Annotated in this window: 14 protein-coding genes; 9 read left to right on the forward strand and 5 right to left on the reverse strand. The window is 39.3% G+C overall.

The genetic code is table 11. The features are described from left to right. Positions 1-374: 374 nt before the first annotated feature. From QNI15_RS37695 to QNI15_RS37710, 4 genes are all read right to left on the reverse strand, one after another. Positions 375-1,592: an AGE family epimerase/isomerase gene (locus QNI15_RS37695; RefSeq protein WP_314037233.1), complete on the reverse strand. Its 1,218-nt coding sequence runs from the start codon at positions 1,590-1,592 to the stop codon at positions 375-377. A 435-nt stretch (positions 1,593-2,027) separates the two neighbouring features. Beyond that, positions 2,028-3,236 (reverse strand): glycoside hydrolase family 130 protein, encoded by a 1,209-nt coding sequence (locus QNI15_RS37700; protein ID WP_314037235.1) that lies wholly within the window; start codon positions 3,234-3,236, stop codon positions 2,028-2,030. 97 nt (positions 3,237-3,333) lie between these two features. Further along, positions 3,334-5,205: a sodium:solute symporter family protein gene (locus QNI15_RS37705; protein WP_314037237.1), complete on the reverse strand. Its 1,872-nt coding sequence runs from the start codon at positions 5,203-5,205 to the stop codon at positions 3,334-3,336. 281 nt (positions 5,206-5,486) lie between these two features. Next, the gene (locus tag QNI15_RS37710) at positions 5,487-6,605 is read right to left on the reverse strand and encodes a glycoside hydrolase family 26 protein (RefSeq protein ID WP_314037239.1); all 1,119 of its coding nucleotides are present in this window, start codon (positions 6,603-6,605) and stop codon (positions 5,487-5,489) included. A 278-nt stretch (positions 6,606-6,883) separates the two neighbouring features. Here QNI15_RS37710 and QNI15_RS37715 point away from each other — a divergent pair, with 278 nt between their 5' ends. The 8 genes from QNI15_RS37715 (at position 6,884) to QNI15_RS37750 (ending at position 20,805) form a co-directional block, all read left to right on the forward strand. Beyond that, entirely contained in the window at positions 6,884-7,756 is an 873-nt protein-coding gene (locus tag QNI15_RS37715; protein ID WP_313988277.1) for an AraC family transcriptional regulator, read from the forward strand. Positions 7,757-8,441: 685 nt separating this feature from the next. Next, a complete protein-coding gene (locus QNI15_RS37720) occupies positions 8,442-11,507 on the forward strand; it encodes a SusC/RagA family TonB-linked outer membrane protein (protein ID WP_314037241.1) in 3,066 nt (1,021 codons plus the stop codon). A gap of 65 nt (positions 11,508-11,572) precedes the next feature. Next, positions 11,573-13,180 (forward strand): RagB/SusD family nutrient uptake outer membrane protein, encoded by a 1,608-nt coding sequence (locus tag QNI15_RS37725; RefSeq protein WP_314037243.1) that lies wholly within the window; start codon positions 11,573-11,575, stop codon positions 13,178-13,180. 555 nt (positions 13,181-13,735) lie between these two features. Further along, entirely contained in the window at positions 13,736-16,894 is a 3,159-nt protein-coding gene (locus QNI15_RS37730; protein WP_314037245.1) for a SusC/RagA family TonB-linked outer membrane protein, read from the forward strand. A 19-nt stretch (positions 16,895-16,913) separates the two neighbouring features. Further along, positions 16,914-18,515, forward strand: a complete 1,602-nt coding sequence (locus QNI15_RS37735) for a RagB/SusD family nutrient uptake outer membrane protein (RefSeq protein WP_314037247.1) — start codon at positions 16,914-16,916, stop codon at positions 18,513-18,515. Between the two features lie 73 nt (positions 18,516-18,588). Beyond that, positions 18,589-19,626 carry an IPT/TIG domain-containing protein gene (locus QNI15_RS37740; RefSeq protein ID WP_314037249.1) on the forward strand — a complete coding sequence of 346 codons (1,038 nt, stop codon included), beginning with the start codon at positions 18,589-18,591 and terminating at the stop codon, positions 19,624-19,626. A gap of 194 nt (positions 19,627-19,820) precedes the next feature. Then, on the forward strand, positions 19,821-20,282 hold the full coding sequence (locus QNI15_RS37745) for a hypothetical protein (RefSeq protein WP_314037252.1): 462 nt from the start codon (positions 19,821-19,823) through the stop codon (positions 20,280-20,282). A 289-nt stretch (positions 20,283-20,571) separates the two neighbouring features. Then, positions 20,572-20,805, forward strand: coding sequence for a hypothetical protein (locus QNI15_RS37750; protein ID WP_313989024.1), 234 nt, complete (start codon positions 20,572-20,574; stop codon positions 20,803-20,805). A 169-nt stretch (positions 20,806-20,974) separates the two neighbouring features. Here the strand turns inward: QNI15_RS37750 and QNI15_RS37755 are convergent, their stop codons facing one another. Next, complete coding sequence (locus tag QNI15_RS37755; protein ID WP_314037254.1) at positions 20,975-21,574, reverse strand: hypothetical protein; 600 nt, start codon at positions 21,572-21,574, stop codon at positions 20,975-20,977. Positions 21,575-21,777: 203 nt separating this feature from the next. Between QNI15_RS37755 and QNI15_RS37760 the strand changes: the two genes are divergently transcribed. Further along, the gene (locus QNI15_RS37760) at positions 21,778-22,320 is read left to right on the forward strand and encodes a cysteine hydrolase family protein (protein WP_314037256.1); all 543 of its coding nucleotides are present in this window, start codon (positions 21,778-21,780) and stop codon (positions 22,318-22,320) included. The last annotated feature ends 1,397 nt before the right edge of the window (positions 22,321-23,717 follow it).

Consider the following 23,717-nt stretch of genomic DNA (forward strand, 5'->3'; position numbering starts at 1 on the left):
TCTTGAACTGTTGGCTCATTAGCAAAGTATGAACCGTAGAAAAGAGGGTTTGTATTTTCGTTTCCATACTTACTTAACCCAATACTTAACTCTTAAGTTGACAGCATTGAGCGGACGCTTGCGCCAGGAACTTTCTTTGTTTCCAGAAAAGATATGGGACAAGATAAGGGTTAGCCTTTGGCCTTGTGGGTGGAAGCATCGCTGGAGGTGTCCTTTTTGGGGTACTTTTTTTGACAAGCAAAAAAGTACCATGCTGCAAGTTGAATAATGATTGGGAATTTCAGAAAACAGAGGTAGAAGAAGCTCTAAAACCTATAAACAGAGTGATGAAATAAAATCTGAATGTACTTAATAAGAAAAAACCAGAGTGTATATCATAACCCTTTATACAAAGACGCTGTATGTATAATCTCCAAACAAGCTCTGCTATTATGATAAGGACACTTCCATAGACCCGCTTTGTCCTGATTGGCCATGGTCCTATAATCTGCCATAATAGCCCAATACCATTCCCCATACGTATGGTCAATGCCATATTTTTTTACAAACTCCCAGCAATTCAGTGATTTGTCCAGAAAATGTGATTCATTGGTGAGCTGATATGCTTTGAAAAAGCCCACCATGGCTTCTGCCTGTACCCACCAGTGTTTCTCATACATCCAGTGATTCGATTGTGTTTCCAGTTCGTACCACATACCGCCATCCGTATCCAGGCCTTTTTCAGAAGAACGAGCTAAGGCAATTGATTTTTCACGAACCAGATTTAACAGCATATGATCATCCAGTAATTCTGCGGCTTCCATTAAAAGCCAGGACGCTTCAATATCATGTCCAAACGAGATAATATCCGATTTAGCTTTCCAGTCTTCATCAAAAAACAGAATCTGGTGATTGGTGTCCGGATCAATGATATGATGTGTAAAGATGGTTAATAGGTTGTAAATCTGTCGTTTCAATACTTCATTTTTCCAGACTCTGTATAAGTTTGTATAAGCTTCCAGAATATGTAAATGCGTATTCATGGTTTTCTTTTCATTGGCATCCTTTGCACTCAGGCGCAGATCGTCGGTTGTTTGCCATTCCCGGTTAAACGCCTCAAAATACCCACCTTTGTCAGGATCGTAACTATATTTCTCAATGAGTTCAAATAACTCAATTGCTGTATGTAAAGCCGCTTTTTCCTCTGTTGCCCTATAATACTCTGTCAATCCATAAATCGTAAAGGAAAGAGCATAAATCTGTTTTTTAGTATCCAGCGGATTTCCTTCGTAATCCACAGACCAGTACACTCCCCCATAAACCGGATCAATGAAGTGATCCAGAATGTAATGATAGGCTCTGTCTGCAATGATCAGATATTCCGGATTGGGAGTATACTGGTAGGCAGCTGAAAAGGTCCATAGTATTCTCGCATTCAGCACACTTCCTTTAGGGGCAGTAGGGTGGACGTTGTTGTCTTCGTCAATTTGCCCGTAAAAGCCATCTTTTATGTCATCTACAGTGAAACGTCGCCAGTAGTCCAGTATTGAAAATAATTCATTTTCAAGCTCTTTGGCATACGATTCGATAACAGTAGTAGATTGGGTCTGCATTATATAGTTTGTTGTGTGTAAGCGAAATACATGAGTCATCCCGAATTTTGGATGAGTGTTTGTTTTTGTAAGAAGTATAGGTTCTGATTAACTTTTAAACAATGTTTTTGGTTGAGTTCGTTTATTGTCCCTTACATCACTCTTCCTACCACCTGTTACTTTTTTTGCTTGCCCAAAAATAGGGGCACCAAATGAGAATTTGGTGAGCCAGATTTGTGTGTTTGAAAAAAAGGGCACTTTTCTCCGATCCTTCCCCCCACAGGCCAAAGGCCAACCTCGCGGAGAAAAGACTGCCAACGCACCTACACCACCTTCCACGTTTAAAGTTCTCCCAACTCTCTCTGTAACTCCTTTTTTTTCCTTTTTTAAAGGATCAGATATTGTTTTCCTCAAAATTGGGGATGACTTATGTTTCTACCAATTTTAACGTTTGGATCAGGCTACTCCATTCACTTCAGTAACACTTGCACTCTTCAATGCTTTATTTTTAGCAATCAGATGATTCAGTGCTTCTACAGACGCTGCTGACCGAAGCCCGTCTGCCGGAGTGTTGATTACATAATCAATTAGCTGAGGCAGCGTAGACGTAGCCACATGCATACGGGTATCTGACGAACCATAATAAATAAATACCGTGCCATCCTCATCCAGAATCCATCCATTGCTGAAAGCAACATTGGATACATCCCCGATTCGTTCTTCACCTTCCGGAGCAATAAAATAACCTGCAGGTTTGTAGATAACTTTGGTCAGGTCATTAAGGTCAGTCATAAATACATACAAGGTATACCGCAATCCTGCTGCTGTGTTACGTACCCCATGTGCCAGATGGAGCCATCCGTATTGAGTTTTGATGGGAGCAGGACCCAAACCATTTTTTGCTTCATAGATGGTATGGTATCTGCGTTCATCCACAATAAATTCTTTTTCAATCACCGCATTCTCTATGGATGGTGCCAAACCAAAACCAATTCCACCACCGGTACCTGCATCGATAAATCCATCCTGAGGACGGGTATAGAAGGCATATTTTCCATCTACAAACTCAGGGTGAAGTACCACATTGCGTTGTTGTGGAGAAGGTGTTTTCAGATCAGCCAGACGTTCCCAGTGAACCAGGTCTTTTGTGCGGGCAATACCACATTGTGCCACAGCAGAAGATAAATCCCCTTTGGGTGCATTTGGATCTTTGCGTTCGGTACAGAACAACCCATATACCCATCCATCTTCGTGTTGGGTAAGACGCATGTCATATACATTTGTATCCGGGTCGCTGGTTTCCGGCATCACAATAGGATAATCCCAGAACCGAAAGTTATCGATGCCGTTGGGACTTTCTGCTACGGCAAAGAATGATTTGCGGTCATTGCCTTCTACACGTGCCACCATAATGTATGTATCCTTCCATTTCATGGCTCCGGCATTGAAGGCTGCATTGATGCCAATGCGTTCCATCAGATACGGATTGGTTTCAGGATTCAGGTCATAGCGCCAGAATAGGGGAGCATGCTGACCCGTAAGAACCGGATGTACATACTTATCAAAGATTCCATTGCCTGGAGCGATTTTCGTGTTCCGGCGCGAGATCAGTTCCTCATATGTCGCTTTTAGTTGAGAGAGTCGTTCTTTAAATTGAAGTGTCATGGGTAACGTTGATAAGATAGTGATACGTGCTTTACTATAAAGTGCTTTACTATAAACTGAAATACTAAACCATACCTGTCACCGGAGCGGATGCTTCTCAGATGAGGGCAGAGGTCTTGTTTGTAGTCTGCTCTGTTTTTTTGATTTCTTCTGTATGTAATTTGTCCCACCAGGTTTTCTTTAAGATCACAGCACAGATAGCTAGAACTACACTTGTAATGGTAAGTGGAATCCATTGCATCAGTACCAGATACATAGGCCATATGGTGAGGGTCGTCTGGGCAATAATGCCGACTACCACATTAAATACATCCAGTGTAAAGTTTTTATTGGCTTCAAAGGTGGGATCTTCCTGAACTACCAGTTCGTGGATAGGTTTCCAGAATCCCCAGGGTCTTACTGTTTTATAAAATTTCTTTAGCGTTTCTGTGTCTGTAGGTTCAGTAAGCAGAGTTCCCAGAATACAACCACCAAAGGAAATGGCCAATAGCAGAGGAAAATAATACAGATCCAGTGTGTCAAAAATAAGTGGGAAGATCATCGCTGGAATCATACCTGTTAGCATCCCACAGAAGAAACCATACCCGTTGAATCGCCACCAATGCCATTTGAGTACATTGGCTGCGATGTAGCTACCATATAAGGCAGATACAATCCACTGTAATACACTGTTTACGTCTTTGGCAAACAGACCCAGAATAATACTCAGAATAATAAAGAATATCCCTGTAGCATAGTTCATGGTACTGATTTGCTGATTAGTAGCATTCGGTTTGATATACTTTAAGTATATATCATTCACAGTATAGGCCTGAGCCGCGTTCAATGTGCCTGCAAAAGAACCCTTGAATGCTCCCAGCAAACCTGCCAGCAAAAGACCCATTAAACCTACCGGAACAAAATTATTGATGGCAGACGGCAGAATTTTCTCAAAGTCAATACCATTGGCTGATCTCAGATTTAGTTGATCATAGAATAAAATCGCTAACACAGTCAGGCCAATGATAATCAGATAACGGATAGGGAGTAATACAATAGACACAAACCCACTCATCTTAGCTGCTTCCTGAGGAGTTTTAGTGGACAAAACTTTCTGCATGTCATAGTTTGGAGTAGGTCCGGCCAAACTGGCTAGAACTCCTTTAAACAACATCAGAGAGAAGAAAATGCTGAAGGGAGAATAGCCGTCACTTTTGATTTTTTCATTTACTTCTGACAAAATACCTGACCAGTCCAGATCCAGATCCCAGCCAAAAAACGGACTATACCAGCCATTGGGAACTGTTAAGTGATGAATACTGAGATTATGCATAGCGATATACGCAATTACAACCGATACTACCAGCATAATAAAGTATTGGATTACATCCGCCCATACAATACTGGCCATTCCACCTAAAATAGCATAGAATCCAGCAATCAATGTTAAAATGATACCATAGAAATGAGGAATATAGGCGGTTGGTACTTCAAACGGAACATAGGGAGCTACCAGATTCCAGGGAATAAATATCTCGACAAATTTGCCTAATCCTACAAACCCATAGGCCAGAAAACCCATGGCAGCAATCAACGCAAACGCTACTACCACACTATGAGAAAGTTTGGAGTCTTTTCCATTGCCAAAACGTGTAATCATCCATTCTGCTCCTGTAGACACTCCGGATCGGCGTATCCACACAGACAGGTACATCATAAGAAAGATCTGATTAAATACAGGCCACAGCCAGGGTATCCACACACTTTTGAGACCATAAACAAAGGCAAGCGCTACCATCCACATTGTACCTGAAATATCAAACATACCTGAAGCATTGGAGAGGCATAACATATACCAGGGCAACGAATTGCCTCCCAGCAGGTATTCTTCTTTATTTTCTTTCGCCTTTTTGCGCAATACCAGCCCGATTACTACTACAGCGAGCAGATAGATAAGGATAATAAGAATGTCAATGGATTGTAGTTTCATGCAATAACGAGGTGTAACAGATTGTGATTAATGACTCAGATAGTTCAGACACTTTTACCTGATCTGAGTACCGTAGATAACTGCGAAAATAAAAATGTTATTGATCCGAAAATCAGATCAATAACATACTTCCTTAAATCTACTTTTCTTAATCATCCCTTTTATAAACTGGTTGCTGGTTCTTAAAATACAAGATGTATACTGTCCTGGAGATTTGTCTACTATAGCATAAAAGCGCTCAACAAGCCTATTTTGTAGCCTTTACGATAGGTAGCCTCTTCTTACTTTCGTTTAGCGCCTGTGCCGGATTTATATACCTGTTCCTGTGCAACTTTCTTTTCAAATAAAACTTTAGGCATTTTAGAGAATGTTTGAAAATCTGTTGCATTGGCATGACCCGGATACGGAGCATAGTGGTGCTTTGTATTGGCATTTCTCCAAACCAGCACATACGATAACGGATAGTCTTTTACCATAGGATATACAATAGCTGTCCACCAGTTCTTCTCTGTAAGGCTTTCCAATCCTGTCTCTGTTAGTGCACATACTTTATTGTGGATCTTTCCGATTTCTGTGAGGTCGGTAAGCATTCTTCGTGTATTAGCCACAAAGTTTGCATTCTCTTTGGGGGCATCCCGGTGATACGTGTCAAATCCAATAATATCAATGTATGTATCACCCGGATAGCGTTCCAGAAAATCTTCCTTTGAAGAGAATTCTGCACTTGAATACGCATACAGAACGTTATGAACACCCTGTTCCTGCAAAAAACGTTCGGTAAAGCGCCACAAGGTAATGTATTCTTCAGGGGTTGATTCCTTTTTACCCCACCAGAACCAGCTACCTGTATGTTCATGGTAAGGTCTGAATATAACAGGGATGGGTGTTCCGTTTTCTGTTTTTAAGCTTTTCAGAAAGTCAGCCACAATGACCAGCCAGCTTTTAAATGTAGCATGTGATTCTCCGCCCGGTAATATATATTTGATTGTGGGAGTTTCATCCCAGGAGCTTTTGCCATTATAAGGGTTATTCAAATGCCAGCTGACTGTATTGATACAGCCTTTTTTATAGGCAAACCGAATGTATTCACGGATTTTCTGAAAAGGCACACTGTCGAGGTTTTCTGTCTTTCCGGTTTCGATGTGACCCAGGTCCCAGCCCATCACTGCCGGATATTGTCCGGTTACACTTTGCACATCTGACCTGCCTGCTACGCCTCTCCAGCCGACTCCATAGGCCAGGTCATCCTGATGACCAAACAGGATTCCTTTTTGTACCAGTTGCTGCAGGTGTGTATACAGATTACGTGTTTCAGGAGTGCACAAAGAATCTACTGGCATCGACTGGCAATAGGCAGTCAGGCCAATGAAAAAGAAGTAAAGTGATAATCGTGAAAACATATACCTGAGACTGAATAGGCTAAATGAAGTAGTTCTTGTTGTAACCGGATACAAAGCTATTTGCTTTTTAAAGGACATGTATAGTACAATATTATCTTTTTGTTCCATAAAATTATACTAACCTTATCCCTGATAAAATGTAGTATGTTTTTGTTTCTTACTTATCTATGATATTATTTGATTATTCTAATAATGATATGTTTTTTTTTAGATATATTTGAGCGTTTTTAATTAAATATATTGTCTGCTTAATAATACAATATTATCATTTTTGACATATGATACACCTTTATCATGAGGTTACTCCTCTGACTCCTTATGATTGTTTTACCATTTTTGAGCGATTTAAAACAGATTTTAACTTTCCCTTTCATTACCATGAAGAGTTTGAATTGAATCTGATATTGAATGCATCCAATGCCAAACGGGTAATAGGAGATCATAGTGGAGTGATAGGGGACTATGAACTGGTACTGGTAGGAAGTAATTTGCCTCATGCGTGGTTTACGCATCAGTGCAAAAGTGAACAGATACATGAAGTGACCATTCAGTTTCACAGAGACTTTCTGGATGCTAAATTTTTACAACGCAATCAGCTGGTATTTATTAAAAACATGCTGGAACAGTCCAGCCGGGGAATATCCTTCTCGAAAGAAACCATCATGGCCATAAAAGACCGTTTGATTAATCTGACTCGTAAAAGTGGCTTTGATTCGGTACTTGAACTGATGTCTATTCTACATGATTTGTCTATATCCAGAAACATCCAGGCACTTTCTACCAGTTCGTTTGCGCAGGAGCAGCATTCCTATAACAGCCGTCGTATCCGAAAGGCATTTGAATACATGCAGGTTAATTGTGAACGTGAAATTACGTTGAAAGAGGTGGCAGATCTGGTGGGTATGACAGAAGTATCTTTTTGCCGGTTTATCAAAAAACGTACAGGTAAGACATTTGTCGAAAGTCTGAATCAGATTCGCCTGGGATATGCCTGTCGTATGCTGATTGACAGTACCCAATCCATTGCTGAAATATCGTATAAGTGTGGATTCAATAATCTATCCTACTTCAATCGCCTGTTTAAAAAGCAGAAAGGTTGCACACCTAAAAAATTCAGAGAGAATTTCTCTGGTACACGTGCATTTATATAACCCATTTTACTGCTTCTGGTACTTATTATTTCCTTTATTATCCCCCTTTTGCTGACTTTCATCAGTCAGTCTGTGTTACTTTTGTATGGGTGGATATTTACTATAGGTTTCTTTATTGTGTTGTTTATGTTCTCTAATATACTGACAGGCTTGCACTTAAGTCTTATGTTGTTGTCTCTTTGTTAAAGGCTTCTTCTCCTTTATTTCTAGCTATTCTATATACTATCTCTTCTGTATAGTCTACTCGTTAGCATGCTGAATGTTTGTTTTATTTGTCACACAGACAAATAACATACTGCTATTTAGTGGAATTTCCGATAAAGTTAATTTAGTACTATTTGTGTATGGTAAAGATGGATAATATAGTGTATTTTAATTGTATATAATATATTTATTATTAAAAAATTTTAATTGAAATAATTTTATACGACAGGAGAGAGGATATACATGACAATATGATTGATTTTATAATATTTGTGAAATATTTGTCGTTTTTGTGCTTGCTCTATAAAGTATATAGTTGTTGGTATAATAGGATTATAGTAAGTTGATTGTGGTACTGTGATTAGAAGATGGCTGAAAGATGTGTGATTTTGTGTTAGTTTTGGATAAAATTGTGCTATAAAATTGTGTTTAATATACCACATTTTTGTAAACATCTTTATCAATTGTTTAATCAGTCATTATGAAGAAAATCGCTTACTTAGTCACCTTTCTCAGTTTACTATTGTGGACGCAATCTGTATTTGCGCAGCAGGTAACCATTACAGGTGTTGTTACCGGTGAGGACAACAGTGCCTTGCCTGGAGTATCTGTAGCTATTAAAGGAACTGCTACCGGTTCTGTTACAGATGCCAATGGAAAATATTCTCTTCGGGTTCCGGATGGAGCAACTACTCTCGTAGTATCATTTATTGGGATGGTAACCCAGGAAATTGCTATCAATGGACGTACGCAGATCGATGTAAAACTTCAGGCGGATGTAACCAGCCTGGATGAAATTGTGGTTGTAGGATATGGTGGGGTAAAGAAAAGTGATCTGACAGGTTCTGTGGCTTCTGTAGAAACTCAGAAAATAACTCAGGTAGCTACCGTTGATGTTAACCAGGCTTTACAGGGTAAAGTGGCTGGGGTGCAGATTACTCCTAATTCTGGTGCTCCGGGTGCTGCATCGAAAGTTCGTATCCGTGGTATTGGTAGCTTTGGCGACAGTAGTCCATTATATGTAGTAGATGGATATCCTACTTCCAGTATAGATTACATATCTCCTAATGATATTGAGAATATGGAAGTATTAAAAGATGCTTCGGCAACAGCTATCTATGGTAACCGGGGTGCCAATGGGGTTGTAATCATCACTACAAAAAAAGGGAAAGCGGGTACTCCAACTGTTAATGTAAATATGTATGCAGGTATTCAGAATCCATGGCATACATTAAAGTTAACCAATGCAGCGGAATATGCGACATTGTATCTGGAAGCTTATACCAATGATGGCAAGGATGTAACAGATCCGGAAGAATTTAATGCTGCTAACTATACTACGTTAAAGGATGCCATTGACAGAAATCTGAAAGGTACAGACTGGCAGAAAGAGGTTATCCGTAAAAATGCCTTGATTCAGAACTATAATTTCTCTGTTACAGGAGGTTCTGAAAAGTCTCGTTTTGGCGTATCCGGAACGTGGTTTGGACAGGATGGAACAGTCATTAATACCGCGATGAAAAAATTGATGCTGCGAGTAAACAATGACTATACTTTTAACAAACGTATCAATGCAGGATGGAGTGTTGCCTATACCAACTCCAACTTTACCAATTATCTGATTGATCAGTATGCAGGTGTGCTACCTACTGCTATTGTAGCTTCTCCAGTTACTCCTGCCTGGGACCCGACTACCAATAATTATGGTGTGGCTACTCAGTTCAGTACCGGAAGCAACCCACTGCGATTAGCAAATGAGTTAAAAAACCGCAATTCCAAGCAGAATCGTATTGTTTCTACGGTGTATGGAGAAGCTGAACTGTTGAGTGGACTGAAATTCAGATCTAACTTTGGAGGTGAATTGTTTTACAATATCAGTGATAACTACTCTCCCCAGTTTTATATCTCTCCAAACGAACAACGCTCTCAAAGTAATTTAGTAGAAGAACGGACACAAGGCTGGCAGTGGACATGGTCAAACTTCTTTATGTATAATAAGGAAATAGGAGATCATACCATTAATGCCTCTATAGGTACAGAAGCTCAATCTGCACTGAGCAATGGAACTTCTGTAACTGGGTATGATATGCAAAATGATCCAAGTCAGCTATATATAGGTTCTGCCAGACAAACAACTTTTTCTGCCGGTTCTACGGTAGGACGAAATACCTTATTGTCATTCTTTGGACGTGTGAATTATACATACAAAGGAAAGTATCTAATCACAGTGACAGGACGTAGAGACGCTACTTCCCGTTTTATTCAGTCAAACCGTTCCGGATTCTTCCCTTCCTTCTCATTGGGATGGAACATGAAAGAAGAAACTTTCCTGCAGAATGTGAACTGGTTATCTAATCTGAAGTTGAGAGTGGGATATGGAGAGGTGGGTAACCAGAATATCAGTAATACCGCTATTTATAATACAATCCAGACACAACAACGCTATTCTTTCAATGGCATCGCTGTTGACGGTCGGGCAATGACTACATTGAGTAATCCTAACCTGAAATGGGAGCGTTCGAAGATGACCAATGTTGGTATCGATGCAGGTTTCCTCAACGATAAAGTAAACCTGACACTGGATTATTTTATCAAGCGGACTTCTGATATGATTGTAACACCTGCAGTTCCTGCTTATACAGGGTATCTGGCTCCTGCTATGAACTTGGGAGACATGGAAAATAAAGGTCTTGAAGTGGCTCTGAACTATGTGAACAGAGAGCATGAATTTAAATACGATCTGGGTGTAAATATGTCTTTTATTCGTAACAAAATTGTTGAGATGGGTGGCAACTATATTGATGGTGGAAACATCAACACATTAGGTAATACTACCCGTACCCAGAAAGGAAATACGATTGCTTCTTTCTATGGTAGAAAAACAGATGGTATCTTCCATAATCAGGGCGAAATTGATAGCTATGTGCATACAAGTGCCAATGGAACTACAAAACAGATTCAGCCTGATGCCAAGCCTGGAGATATTAAGTATGTGGATATTGACGGTAGTGGTTCTATTGATGATCTGGATCGTACGTATCTGGGAAGTGCTGTTCCTGATTTTACGTATGGTTTCAATGCCTTTATGAGCTATAAAAATTTCGATCTGAAACTTTTCTTCCAGGGTACATATGGCAATGAGATTGTAAATGGTTTAGCTGTATTTACCAGCAACCAGACGGGTGTATTCAACTCTTACCAGGATCGGATGGATCGCTGGACTCCTGAAAATCCAAGTGGCAACGAGCCTAGAATGTCTTTGAATGCACCGGTTCACTTCTCTGACCGTTATGTAGAAAATGGTAGCTATCTGCGTCTGCGTAACATTCAGTTAGGATATACTATTCCGGAAGCTGGTTTGAAGAAGTTGGGTGTAAAATCGCTGAGAGTGTATGTGTCTGCTGATAACCTGCTGACATTTACCAAGTACAGAGGATATGACCCGGATGTAAGTGACCTGTGGAATAACCCATTCTATTCAGGTGTAGATATGGCTACTTATCCTCAGGCCCGTACTTTCATTGGTGGTATAAACCTTACTTTCTAAAAACAGTGAATAACAGGATCAGTGAGTATTCCTGATACTATCATTAATCTATTGTTGACATACTTATGAAATCTTTAAAATATATTTTGCCTATTGCTGTTGTTGCCGTACTGGGAACAGCATGTGAAGGTTTTCTGGATAAAGAGCCTCTGGTAACTCCGATTGCTGAGACTTTTTACAAAGATGATGCGAATGCTGTATTAGCTGTGAATGCGATCTATGATGCCATTTCCTGGGATGAGGGTGGTGTGACAGGTTCTGGTCATACGTATGAGTGGATGTATGGTGACTTGTTATCTGATGACTCCAAAAAAGGAAGTACTACTGGCGATTACCTGGAATTGAAACAGATGGAAACCTGGCAGACACTGACCAATGCACCTGTGCAATCAAGTACCTGGAATAATATGTATGTGGCTATCTACAGAGCAAATCAGGTACTTACCTATTTAGGAGATCCTCAATCTGTTATAACAGAAGATCTGAAAAGCAGACTGATGGGGGAGGCTTACTTTCTGCGGGCATATAGTTATTTTAACTTGGTAACTAAATATGGTGGTGTGCCTGTGGTAACGGAACTTATTCCTATGACAGACTGGGGTAAATATAGCCGGTCTTCTGTAGCTGAAGTATATCAGCAGATTGAAAGTGACTTGAAAGAAGCCATTAACAGGTTGCCTGAAAAAGGTACCTACACAGAAGCTAACCGGGGACGTGCTACCAAAGGTGCTGCCAAAGCCTATCTGGCCAGAGCCTATATGTATCAGTTAGGTACTGACAATACCAATGGAATAACCTGGCAGCAGGTATACACGCTGACAAATGAAGTTATTACTTCAGGACAATATCAGCTGATGTCGAATTATGCTATGCTGTTTGAAATCGAAAACGAAAATAATGCAGAATCTGTTTTCGAGCTTCAGTTTGTAGATGTAAATAATGATTGGGGACCTGGTAAGACTGGTACAGGGAACAATGTGATTCAGAATAACCGTGCTACCTGGGGATGGGGTTTTAACAATCCGACACAAAATCTGGTAGACGCATTTGAAGACAATGATCCTCGTCTGGCTGTGACAGTTTATACAAGCAATGATACCGTTGTAGGTACACTGCAGCAAATTGATTATCCTGGACAAAATGAGACAGGTTATCTGAATAGAAAAGCCTTTCTGGCTACTGCCCCAAGTGCAAGCAGCAGCAGTCCTAAAAACATTATCAAGTTCCGATATGCTGATATCCTGTTGATGCAGGCTGAGGCTGCTTATCATCTGGGACAAGAATCTACTGCACGTGATTTAGTCAATCAGGTTCGTGCCCGTGCCCGGGTTAGTACACGTCCGAAAGGATCTGCTGGAATTGGTGCATCCGATTATCGTCCGTATCCTGTTGTTGCTGGAAGACTGCCCGATGTAACTGCCAGTGGTACTGCTTTGCTGGATGCTATTCTGCATGAAAGACGTGTAGAGCTGGCAATGGAAGGTTTACGGTATTATGATCTGGTAAGAACAGGTCGTTACTTTACTGCTTTGGCTAACAAGTATTCTCAGACAGAGGCTACCAGAGCTGAAAGCCGTAGTATCAAAACAGGTGTTGTCAATCCGATTCCTGTTATGCCGATTCCATTAACAGAAGTGCAGTCCTGGGGACTTACTCAGAATCCCGGATATTAATTGGTAGTAAACTAGAGACATAAGTCTGCTACGCTAAAAAGCCTGTCATACCTGACAGGCTTTTTTCGTTTGCGCTGTTCCATTCTAAAGTCTTTTTTGTATTATAATTTGTCAACCTGACACACTAAAATAGAAAGTGACAGATACAGTCGTAAATTTTGTATGATAACCAGAGAGAGAAATTTTAAAGGAAGCTTCAGATTTATCTTTTTAAGTACTTTTTCGTTCTCTGTATTTTACAAGGTTTACTAAGTTATAGTAAGTTTTATACTGTATATATATTGATTGTCAGTTTGTTGTGTGTGGCATTTCAGGTTGTATAGTAACTATAGCTATTGAGAAGATTATACTAGTTTAGGTAAGTCAGAAATGAATTGTAAATCTAGAAATTGATTGAAAAAATTGTATTATATTTATTTTATGATGATACTATATCAAGAAAGTAGTTAATCGAATATGCTTTTTTGTGTTATAGTTGGATAAAATAGTGCTATAATAATATGCAGAAGAAAGGAGAAATTTGTAACAAAAATATATTAATTATAAATATTCCTTATGAGAAAGAGAATTACTCATTTGTTTTCCTTCTTCTGCTTTCTGTTATGGGCACACTGTGTGTTTGCACAACAAGTGACTATTAGCGGTAAGGTAACAGGAGACAAAGATGAAACATTGCCAGGTGTATCTGTTGTTGTAAAAGGTACAAACATCGGAACAGTAACAGACCCTAATGGGAAGTACTCCATCGCAGTTCCTTCAGACGCCAAAACACTAACCTTCTCATCCATAGGGATGATCACAGAAGAAATAGTTATTGGCGGACGTTCGCAAATTGATGTACGGCTCTTGCCTGATATCACCTCTCTGAATGAAGTAGTCGTGATTGGGTATGGTGCTGTTAAGAAAACAGACGTCACTACTTCTATTTCTTCTATTGATCAGAAGGAGCTAAAAACACTTCCTGTTGCAGGGGTTGACCAAGCAATTCAGGGTAGACTTTCAGGTGTTACTGTAACCACTAACGGTGGGCAGCCTGGAGGTGGTGTCTCTGTACGTGTAAGAGGTATTACCTCTGTTAATGGTAATGAACCTCTGTACGTTATAGATGGTGTTCCTTTTCAAAATCCAGTAAGCACTCAGGATCAAAGCTTTTTAGGCGGAGGAAGCGGTCAGACTAATCAAAGTGTGCTTGCATCTATCAATCCAAATGATATTGAATCTATTGATATTCTTAAAGACGCTTCTGCTCAGGCCATTTATGGTTCTCGCGCTGCAAACGGTGTTGTATTAATTACTACTAAAAAAGGAAAGGCAGGAGAAGGTAAAATTACATATGATACATATTATGGTATACAAAGAATACCCAAAAAGCTTCCTGTTATGAATTTACGGGAGTTTGCAGAATATCAGAATTCATTGGTAGGAGAGATTAATGAAGTTACAGGCGGAAATCAAGAGATTATTCAAGAGTTTGCCAATCCGTCTTTGTTAGGAAAAGGTACAGACTGGCAAGATGAGATTTACCAGCAGGGAGCAATACAGAGCCATCAGTTATCTTTTTCAGGTGGGCAGAATAAAACGAATTATTATGTTTCCGGAAGTTATTTTAATCAGATAGGAACATTGATTGAGACAAAATTTAATCGGTATACATTGCGTGCCAATATTGATCATGAGATAAAAAGTTGGTTAAAGATTGGGTTTAGTGCAAACTTGAATAGAAGCAATCAGAAAATTGGTCTATCCGATGGGTTTGATGCAGTTACCAGTACTGTACTATATAATAGTCCAGCTTCACCAGTACGAGATGTATATGGAAGTTATGTTGGACAAACTCGTATAGGAACATCTACTTTTGGAAATCCTTTTAATCCTGTGGCAATGGCAAAGTTCAGAGATGTGAGAAACATAGGTACTACTGCTTTTGGTGCATTATATGCTGAGGTTAAAATTTTAGAAGGTCTTACACTACGTAATGAAATCAACTACAACTTTAACTTATCCAGTGATAAAGCTTTTCAACCAAAGGTTTCAAATGATAGCCTCAAAATAGATATTATTTCTCCCAGTAAATTGAGAGAACAAAGAACAAATAGTTTATTCTGGGCTGTAAAGAACTATCTGAACTATAATAAGTCTTTTGGAAAGCATACAGTTTATGTAACACTGGGACATGAAGCACAGGCCTCTCAATACGATTACATTAATGCCAGCCGCCAGAATCTGACACTGAATTTGCCGTCATTAGGTGCAGGACAAGGTGGTAATGATTCCAATGAACAAATTGGTGCTGGAGCAGGAGAGTGGAGTATGGAATCATATTTTGCCCGTTTAAACTACTCATTTGATAATAGGTATTCTATAAGTGCTACCATCAGAGGGGATGGTTCTTCTACTTTTGGACCTAACAAACGTTGGGGATACTTTCCAGGGGTATCTGCATCCTGGACAATATCAAATGAAAAGTTTGCTCAGAATTTAAAGACGTTAAATTATTTAAAGTTGAGATTGGGAGCAGGTGCTGTTGGAAATCAGGAAGTTGGACGGGCTAATTCCTATACCTCAAATGTAAACCTGATTACAATAGGACCATTTGGTCCTGGTAGTTCTCCAGATAACGTAGCCAATCCTAATCTAAGTTGGGAGTCTGTAGTTACCTATAATGCTGGTATTGACGCAACATTATTTAATAACATTTTGGATGTCAGTGTAGATGTGTACAAGAAGGTAACTACTGATATGCTGTTATCTACTCAACTAGGATTATACTCGGGATTGGGCAGCGATTTTGGTGATATTAAAACACCAATTGCCAATGACGGTCAAATGACAAATAAAGGAATTGACATTAGTGTTACTTCAAATAATATCAGAAAGCCAGGTTTTACTTGGAAAACAACATTGGTTTTTAGCCATTATAAGAATAAGCTGGATTTCCTAAATACACCAGATGCTGTTATTAGAGGTGATTTTAATGAATATGATGGTTCTCCTAAATTAGTTTCTCTTTCCAGACAGGGATATCCGGTAGGTTCATTCTATGGATTTGTTACAGATGGCTTGTTTACTTCTATGGAACAATTAAACAATGGCACAAACTGGGGATTAGATGTAAAACCTGATGGGCAATGGTTGGGAGATGTTCGATTCAAAGATCTGAATAATGATAAGAAAATTGATGACAAGGATGTAACAGAGATTGGGAATCCCAATCCAAAGTTTACTTTAGGTTTGACCAATACAGTAAGTTACAAAGGTTTTGACCTATCTATATTTGTTTATTCTTCTTATGGGGCTAAGATATTTAATTACTCCAGAAGACAAACAGAAGGTTTGAGAAACCAATACAATAATCAGCTGACTACCGTGATGGATCGGTATACCTCAACGAATACTGATGCAACAATGCCTCGTTATAATCAATGGCATGAAAATAACGTACGGATTTCAGATCGTTATGTGGAAGATGGATCATATCTGAGAATACAAAATGTTACATTAGGTTATAATCTTCCCAAGATTTTAATCAATAAGATTAAGACTAACAATATTCGGATTTATGTGTCAGCCCAAAATTTAAAGACATTTACGAAGTATTCAGGATACGATCCTGAGCTTGGAGCGATTAATAACCGAGCTACTTTTATGAATGTGGATAATGGGCGCTATCCTGTGCCAAGAACCTATACTGTTGGTGCTAACATTGAATTCTAATCTACTCAGTAAAGACAATATGAAACGTATTATACTTCTTTTAACAACTGTCTTAATAGCATCTTCTTCATGCAAAGATCAGTTTTTGGATCATCCATCTACTACACAGCCAACGACAGACAACTATTATAATACAGCTGAACAGGTATATGGTGCAACCGGAATACTATACAACAGAGCCTGGAATGATTGGTCCGATAAAGCATTTACCTCTGTTGGAGATGTTTTGGGTGGAACTGTATCGGGTGTTGCCGGTAATACACAATACAACTCCTTCTATAACTTTAATATCCAGAGTACAGATGGTTTGATTGGTTCTACCTGGAATGCTTGTTATGATGCAGCAGGGCGGGCTTCTGTCTTAATTCAAACCTTTGAATCTAAGAAAGGTCAAATTGGGGATCAGCCATTTCTGACAGTGGGTATTGCAGAAGCGAGGTTCATTCGGGCTTTTGCTTACTTTTATATAGGAAGAACTTTCGGTGATGTTCCTATTGTCCCGAATCCTTTGGATTTAACATCCCCTGGGAAAAACCTGGTACCTCGTTATCTTCAGAAAGATGTATTACGATTTGCTATTGAAGATCTGGAATTTGCAGAAGCGAATCTCCCTGAAATACCTTATCAAGCAGGTAGAGTTACTAAGATCTCTGCAACAGGTATGATGGCTAAGATTTATCTGTATTTGAAAGATTATGAGAAAGCAAAGACAAAAGCGAAAGAGGTAATAGACTATGCTGCTGCTAATCCTTCTAAACTGGGACTCTATCCGGATTACCAGGCTATGTTTACTTCTTCTTCTGTCGCAAAAGGTAATATTGAATCATTATTTTCTCTACAATGGGTTACTGCTGCAGGGTGGGATGGTGCAAACCGGTTTATGACCTATGCAGGACCTGCTCCTTTATTACGTCCTGCTCCAACCAATACAACTGCTGCCTATTCCTCTGTAGTGCCATCTATTGATATGCTTGATCCTGCTACAGGGTATGCATCTGATGATAGACGTAGAGGATGGTCTGTTATGGAACAAGGATTTTTTCGGGCAGACTGGAAAAATGCTAATTTTCCTAATGGCTTTGTATACGATACTACAGGTCCAACAGATAACTTTAAAATTAAAACCGTAACGCGTTCTAATATTCAAAAGTATATTGTTGGCCCAAATCGGGAAGGAGAACCTGTCAGTGCAGATGCACATAGCAGTATGCCAACTTACATACTACGTTATGCTGATATACTGTTGATTTATGCAGAAGCAACAATGGGTGGTTCCGGAACTACAAGCGATGCAGCAGCTCTAGCTGCCTTTAATGCAGTTCACACAAGAGCCGGATTGCCTGCAGTTACTAGCATTACACTGGATGAACTACTACACGAACGCAAAGTTGAATTTGCTTTTGAAGGAGATTACTGGTTTGATATTCAGCGTCAGGGCTTTGCAAAAGCTAGTGAAATGGTTGCAAAGCAAGAACGGGGATTTTATGATGATAATAGACGATTGAATAGTTTTAAAGCTACTCTTCCTGCTAGTTTCAGCAGTTTGTTTTTACCTATTCCTCAAAACGAAACGGTATCTAATCCTTTGTTGCTGGAACCTGCTGTACCTTATTATCAATAATGCAGTATTGGTAAGGCTGAATAGCAAGTGTATTTGTTTATAGAAATTAAATAGCTTCAACTACTGAATCATAATGAAAAGGTATATATCCAAAATTTTAATACTTCAACTGATAGCTGCTGTCTGGTTGTCTTCCTGTAAGAAAGATGATGAGTTAAATCCATCTGTAGGACAGGTTACACCAGAGAAAGGTGCATCTAATACATTGTTAACATTAACTGGCTCTGATATTGAGGATGTTCAAACTATTGTTTTTGAAAAAGGGAATGTAAAGGCAGAGTTTAATCCTAACTTCAATACAGATAATGCGTTACTCTTTCGGGTGCCTGTTGCTGCTGTTCCTGGTGAGCAGAATATCATCCTTACCAACAAAAAAGGAAAGGAATTTCGTGTACCTTTTAATGTATTAGGTTTTGCAACCATTACGGATGTTTCAAATTATAACTTTAGTGATGGTTCTGAGATTACATTGACAGGAAGAAATCTGGATGATGTATCAAAGGTAGTATTTAGTGGTACTACGACCGAAGTAGCTATTCTTTCCAAAACGCCTACTACATTGGTTCTTAAGTTTCCGGCAACAGAGCTAACTCAGACTACGTTGGATATTACGAATGCCGCGGGTGCTGCTAAAACTTCACAGTCGTTTGTGGCCGTTGATAACGCCTATAAGATCTTTACAGATGGCTATAACAATGGGTATCAAGATGCTTCCTGGGGAAGTAGTGGCATGATTAGCACTACTATATTCAAGACCGGAACTGCTTCTGTATATAAAGATTTTGCTGCTGGTAACTGGCATCAGTTCGGATTTGGCTGGAATGAATTAGCCAATAATAATTACAAATATCTTTCTTTCTGGATTAAAGGCGCGTCTGCAGATTACGATTTGTATATTTCTACTCCAGCTAGTAAAGGAGGGTTCGCAAGCTTTGAGAGCAATACGAAGATTACTGTGCCTGCTAATGTATGGACTTATTTTAAGCTTCCTGTAAACACATTAGGACTGTGGGCTACTGCCGACAAATGGAATCAGATAGGCTGGCGTATTCAAGGACCTGATGGAAAAGATGAACGATTCTATCTTGATGATGTGATTCTTATTAAATAACCTTCTGCATTTACAGAATTCAACAAAGCCAGCCTATAAGGTTGGCTTTGCTGTTTGAGTGCATATCTTGTAAAACACGAATTAATCTATATGAAACAATGAGGTATAGAATATCCTTGATCCTACTTGCATTTCTTCATGTTAGTGTTACAGAAGGTCAAACAAGTTGTAAACAACTGTATAACCTAATCTTTGTGAATGCAGAGAAGACGAATATATATTATGAAGTTCATCCGAAAGGAAAGAGTGCTATTCCTTGTTTACTAGACTTGATTGATACGGATAGAAAGTCCTTTGTTGGTTTTCAAGATCCTGAGTCATCTTCTGTGAATAGTTTCAGTAGTAACAACTATAGTGGTATTAATGTCGCCTACCTAGTGGAACTCATTCTGGCAAAAGACAGTATTGTAGTAAGGAAAAGTTCTACCTGGAAGACTCAGGTAGAACCATATAGAATCTATACGTATGGTGTAATTGTAAAGAATGTAAACAATAGTCCATTACTAAGACCGCTGGAGTATAGTGATATGAAAACCTTAAAAGATATCTACCTGGCCTGGTGGAAGCTGAATAAGAATAAGTCAATTGAACAGCTAAGAAGGGATTGGAAAGCTGGGAAGGGGCCACTTGCAACTAGTAAGTATAAATGGATATAGCCCCACTTCACTAACTTCAATAAAATGCCCGTTTTTTGTTACCGATACACAAATTATTTGAACTTTGTTTGGTTCCAGTGTATTGAGACTCCTTTTAAACGAAACTAACCATAAGTTAATACATGTTACTTGTTCTGTACTTTTTTTTGTCTGCCAGAATCTATAGGTCATCTACACCTTTGCTGCAACCGACGAATACTTACCACCATTTGCCTCGCAAACCGGATATAGGGTAAAGGGAGACATAGTTGCTTGTATAATTTTCAACCTCTATCCACCAGTTACCGCTATGAAAATAGACACAAAAGAACATTACAACAGCCTGGACTGCAATCCAAAGTATGTGCCTCAGATTCAGAATATTCTGCATGAAATGGGGTTTCAGATCTCGCACATGTACCAGCAGGAGTCGTATTTTATGGGCATCAGCTTCCGTCTGCATTTCACCAAGCCTGTTCCGGCCATTGTCATTGAAGCTGCACTTGCCAGCCAATCTATCGTATTCTTTCTTCACCTGAACTAATCACCACATAACCTGTCAGAAATAACGAAGCAGGACTGTGTAAGATCGTTTAAAGAGACTTACGCTGTCCTGCTTTATTGTTGTAGAAGCTATTTTGATGTATATATAAAGCAAGGTGATTGGGCATTGAGTCGTTACCTGATTATTTGTCGCTATACATGCTGTTGTATTACTCTAAAACCCAATGTTTATCCTCATAGTTAAAATATTTCTCTACAGATACTTTCTGACCATTCCATTCATAGGTTTCGTAGGTTTTGACTTCTTCCGGAGATAACTCCTCTGCATTGATTGTAATCTCCACTTTGTTTTTATAAAAACCTTTGTAGTATACATCCCATGCTTTAGACAAAGAATCCATCTTGTGTATAATCATATCTTCAGTTGCATCTTTCAGAACATCTCTTATATGTCTACATTGGGTAAATTCCCCATAAGTTAATACACAGTGTTGAAGTCTACGCGATATTTGTTTTTTCTGAAGATCAGCCGTCAGCTGGGGCCGAAAGATTTCTGGCAGCTCTTCCGACGTGCTATTTCCACAAAATGTCCATGTATTCTCACGGATAAGTATAGTGTCTGCTTTGATAAACGGGTGACTTATATTGTTCGCAATAGCTAAACGAAGTTGTGCAGGAGCAACTATTGGCTCATGTCTTCTACGCTCTCTTATAGGACGAGATACCCACACATAACAAATAAAACCAGCTAGCAGACCTAGAAGTACTCCAATACTTATAAAAATCTTCTTGAAAATTCTTTTATACATATACTTTTTTGTAACACATCAACTAGCACCTATCTATAAGCTAACCTTTGTAAAAGTAACCTCTGTGCATATAAGTAAGCACCTAGGACTCACCTGTTCTTTTACAGCTTCGAAAAGACAATGCAAAAATTATTACCCATACTTCTCTTTGGGTAATGCTCCAAAAACCTCTATTTTGCTGTCTGATAAAATACTCTATATACATGCGGGTACTTCTTATTATCGATATGCAAAACGAATCCTTTGTTTCTATGGATGCCATGTTTGAGGGAGAGGCGGTGATTACCCGTATCCAGACGCTTGCAGAGGCGTTCAGAATGAAGGGTGACAAGGTTATTTTTATACAACATGATGGGAGCAGCGAAGGATGTTATATTCCACATACGGAAGGGTGGGAGATCTTGCCTGCCTTACCTGTCAATCCGGATGATCTGGTTATTTCCAAAACTGCCAATGATGCCTTTTACAAGACAGATCTCAAACAGATACTGGACAATCTGACTATTACCGAACTGGTAGTAACAGGGTGTGCAACGGATTTTTGTGTAGATGCCACTGTTAAAGCTGCCCTGGTCAATGACTTGCCTGTAACGGTGCTCTCCAATGCTCACACTACCGAAGACAAACCTCATCTGACAGCAAAGCAGATCATTGATCATTACAACTGGATCTGGAGTGCTATGGCACAAACAAAGTCTGCCATACAGGTGGTAGATTTTGATACCTACACACAGGCCACCTCCTAATGGTAAGATTAATCCATCCATTGACGGTCTGCATCCCTATTTCAAAGAACGAAGAAGGCCAACCCTTATCTTGTTCCATAACTTTTCTGGGAAAGAGGTTTGTAACTAAAGAAAAAAGTCCCCCTGTTCTCCTGAAAGGATCTTTCCTTATTTCTATCTGAAAGGATTTCCCCCATTTTGTCCTTCTGAAAGAATCTTGTGACAAATAGAGTTGCGTTTACTTTCTGAGAGAAAGAATATTTTCCACTCGGAAATGCCGCCGGTCTTGCCACGAGGTCCTTTCAGGAGGACAAAAAAGGTTGTAAGGAGATTTGCTTAAACTCCAGATCGCTTTTCAGGTCGCTGAGCTGGTCAAGGACTTTGTCACAGTCTGGTCTTGAGGTGAGTAAGGTTAAAGTTAATGCCATGGTTTTGTTTGGTTTGTTGTGGAAAAGGTTAGCATACAAAGGGTCGGTAGAGTAGGTAATTTCAGATGCATGGCATACAAGGTTCCAACTTCCTTGCGCTATGATTTTAATCTTCTGCTTTTACCGATTTTGCGATACAAAGGTCAGCATTATCCCAACGCCAGTCCAACCGAAATATCGATAATTGAAATTTTGGTAATGTTTGATTTTCAGTGTATTGCTTACATGGCCTCTGTTTGTTATACGAATGCAAAGGTGGGCATTTTGCAGTTGCAAATCCAATCAGAGTTCTGATTATCAGAAGTCTGATACTCTCTTATTATCAATGCGTTGTGTGTGGTAAATGTCCAGGTGTGATGTAGCGAAAGAGTTGTATGGGAACGTAGGCTGTATATCTTTCAATCAGAACGCTGATGATTGGTAGAGCATTATCAGTTTTCTGATAAATCAGTATGACAACCAGAATTCTGATAATGCAGGAAACTAACCAAAATTTTGATTAGTGGTAAATGGTATCAGAATTTTGATGCTTCGGGTAGGTTATCAAAATTTTGATTGAGAGCAAGTTCTCGTGGATAGCTTGCTCTGCCAGAAATAATCAGAATTCTGATGCCATACCCTGTAAAGCCTAACCCACTGAATCCTGTTCCTGCAAGTGGAGAGTTTGTACAATGGCAGTTTTCTCAAAGCTGATTTATTTTTCTGATCTGGTTCAAAGCTGGCCTAAGTTGGCTCATTTTCTCATAAGGTGGGTTGGTGCATATATACCCCCCTTATGAAACAGCCCTGCAATTACCAGAGATAAGGTCTTGTAGGGTTAATCAGGTGAGTATGGTGTATGGGTATGAAAGGAAAAGAGGGACCATGGGTATGAGGTTTGGTTCTTTGGATGTTAAATGTTCCTATCAGGTACAGCTACCATGCTGTATTGTATTAGTTATTGGTTCATTTATGCCCCTATATATTTATAAATATATAGGGGCATAAATG

It is taken from the genome of Xanthocytophaga flava (assembly GCF_030068545.1).
Taxonomy (GTDB): domain Bacteria; phylum Bacteroidota; class Bacteroidia; order Cytophagales; family 172606-1; genus Xanthocytophaga; species Xanthocytophaga flava.